Here is a 2,562-nt window from a genome sequence, read left to right on the forward strand (position 1 = left end):
CCGCGGCAGCCGCCGCCACCGCCCCGCCGACAGCGGGCCGCCCGGCCGAAGACGCCGGCGGGCGGTGGCCGGCGGCTTCCGCCGTGCGGAAAACCGGTGCCGCGCTGTCGGTGGTGCGTGCGATGCTCGGGGCCGTGGAGACCAGGTCCGTCAGTCCCGTGTTCGTCGGCCGCACCCGCGAACTGGGCGCGTTGCACGACGCGCTCGCCGGTGCCGCCGCGGGCGAACCGCAGGCGCTGCTGATCGCCGGCGAGGCAGGCGTCGGCAAGACCCGCCTCGTCGAGGAGTTCGCCACCGCGGCCCGGAGCCGGGGCGCCGTCGTGGCACTCGGCGGCTGTGTCGAGATAGGCGCCGACGGACTGCCCTTCGCCCCCCTGTCCACCGCCCTGCGCCGGCTGCGCCGCGAACTGCCCGGCGAACTCGCGGCCGCCGCCGAGGGCCAGGAGGAGGAACTGGCCCGGCTGCTGCCCGAACTCGGCACCGAGGCCGCCCGCGAGGCCCGCCGCGACGAACACGGCATGGCCCGCCTCTTCGAGCTCACCGCCCGCCTGCTCGAACGCGTCGCCGCCGAGCACACCGTGATCCTCGCCCTGGAGGACCTGCACTGGGCCGACGCCTCCACCCGGCACCTGCTCGCCTACCTGCTGCGCACCCTGCGCACCGGACGCCTCGTCGTGCTGGCCACCTACCGCTCCGACGACATCCACCGCCGCCACCCGCTGCGCCCCCTGCTCGCCGAACTCGACCGGCTCCGCACCGTCCGGCGCATCGAACTCGGCCGCTTCACCCGCGAGGAGGTCGGCTGTCAGATGGCCGGCATCCTCGCCCGGGAACCCGACCCCGACCACGTGGACGAGATCTTCGAACGCTCCGACGGCAACGCCTTCTTCGTCGAGGAACTCGCCGTCGCCGGACCCGCGAGCTGCCGCACCGGCCTCACCGACTCGCTGCGCGATCTCCTGCTGGTCCGCGTCGAGGGGCTGCCGGAGAGCGCCCAGCAGGTCGCCCGGATCGTCGCCGAGGGCGGTTCCACCGTCGAGTACCGGCTGCTGGCCGCCGTCGCCCGGCTCGCCGAGGACGACCTCCTCGCGGCCCTGCGCGCCGCCGTGAACAGCAGCATCCTCACCCCCGCACCCGACCGCGACGGCTACCGCTTCCGCCACTCCCTGGTCCGCGAGGCGGTCAGCGACGACCTGCTGCCCGGCGAACGCTCCCGCCTCAACCGGCAGTACGCCGAGGCACTGGAGGCCGACCCCACCCTCGTGCCCGCCGACGAGCGGGTCACCCGGCTGGCCAGCTACTGGTACCAGGCCCGCGACCCCGCCAAGGCCCTGCCCGCCGTCCTCGACGCCTCCGTCGAGGCCCGCCGCCGCCACGCGCACTCCGAGCAACTACGGCTGCTGGAACGGGCGATGGAACTGTGGGACTCCGCCCCCGACACGGTCCGCTCCACCCTGCGCCCCGCCGACTACACCGAGGTCTACCCTCCCTGCGGCTGCGACCCGGAGACGACCCCGCTGCGCTACCTCGACCTGATGGCCGAGGCCGCCGTCGCCGGACGGCTCAGCAGCGAACGCGAACGCGCCCTGAAGATCACCAAACGCGCCCTGCGGCTGCTGGAGGAGGACCCCGACCCCCTGCGCGCCGCCTGGTTCTGGGTCCAGCGCTCCCGGCTCACCCAGTCCCTCGCGCGCGGCGACGGCTGGACCGAACTCGGCACCGCCCAGGAGCTGGTACGCGGACTGCCGCCGTCCGAGGTGCACGCCGAGGTGCTCGCCACCGCCGCCGCCTGGTCGATGCTGCACCGGCCCGGCCCGGACGCCATGGCCGCCGCCGAACGGGCTGTCGAGTACGCGCGCATGGTCGGCGCCCAGGACATCGAACTCAACGCCCGCCTCACCCTCGGCGGCCTCATGGTCGACGCGGGCGACATCGACGCCGGCCTCGCCGCCATGTACGAGGTCAAGGACCGGGCCACCGCGCTGGGCGTGGACCCGGTCGTGGGCCGCAGCCACATCAACCTGCCGTCGGCGCTGGAGGGCGTCGGCCGGTCCGAGGAGGCGGTGGCCCTCCTGCGCGACGGCGTGCGGGTCACCCGCGCGCTCGGCCTGCTGGACTCGGAGGACTGGGTGTGGGGCAATCTGGCCGAGTCCCTGCACTCCCTGGGACGGTGGGACGAGGCGGCCGAGGCCGCGGGCAACGCCCTGCGCGTGGAACGCGGCGCCAGACCCCGGGCCGGGGCCCTGATGCGCCTCGCCCACCTCGCCCTGGACCGCGGGAACCTCACCGAGGCGTCCCGGCACCTGTCGGCCGCCCGCGCCTCCCTCGGCACCCACGACCCGATGCCGCAGTACGCCCTGCCGCTTACCTGCGTCGCCCTGGGCATCGCCGCGGGGGAGGGCCGCCTGCCCGACGCCCGCGCCGAACTGCTCGAAGCCCTCGACGCCGGATTCCCGGCCGGCACCCAGCGCTACGGCTGGCCGCTGCTGGTCGCCGCCGCCGGCGCCGAGGCCGACGCCCTCGGCGCACCCGCCACCGACTCCGGCCGCCCCGCCGTCCTGG

1 protein-coding gene is annotated in these 2,562 nt (G+C 75.8%); it reads left to right on the plus strand.

All coding sequences use genetic code 11. The annotated features are described in order from the left end of the window. Window positions 1-122: 122 nt before the first annotated feature. Window positions 123-2,562: BREX system ATP-binding domain-containing protein (locus G3I53_RS01505; RefSeq protein ID WP_164437950.1), on the plus strand; the 2,440-nt coding region annotated here is incomplete at its 3' end.

It is taken from the genome of Streptomyces sp. SID14436 (assembly GCF_010548465.1).
In the GTDB taxonomy this organism is placed as follows: domain Bacteria; phylum Actinomycetota; class Actinomycetes; order Streptomycetales; family Streptomycetaceae; genus Streptomyces.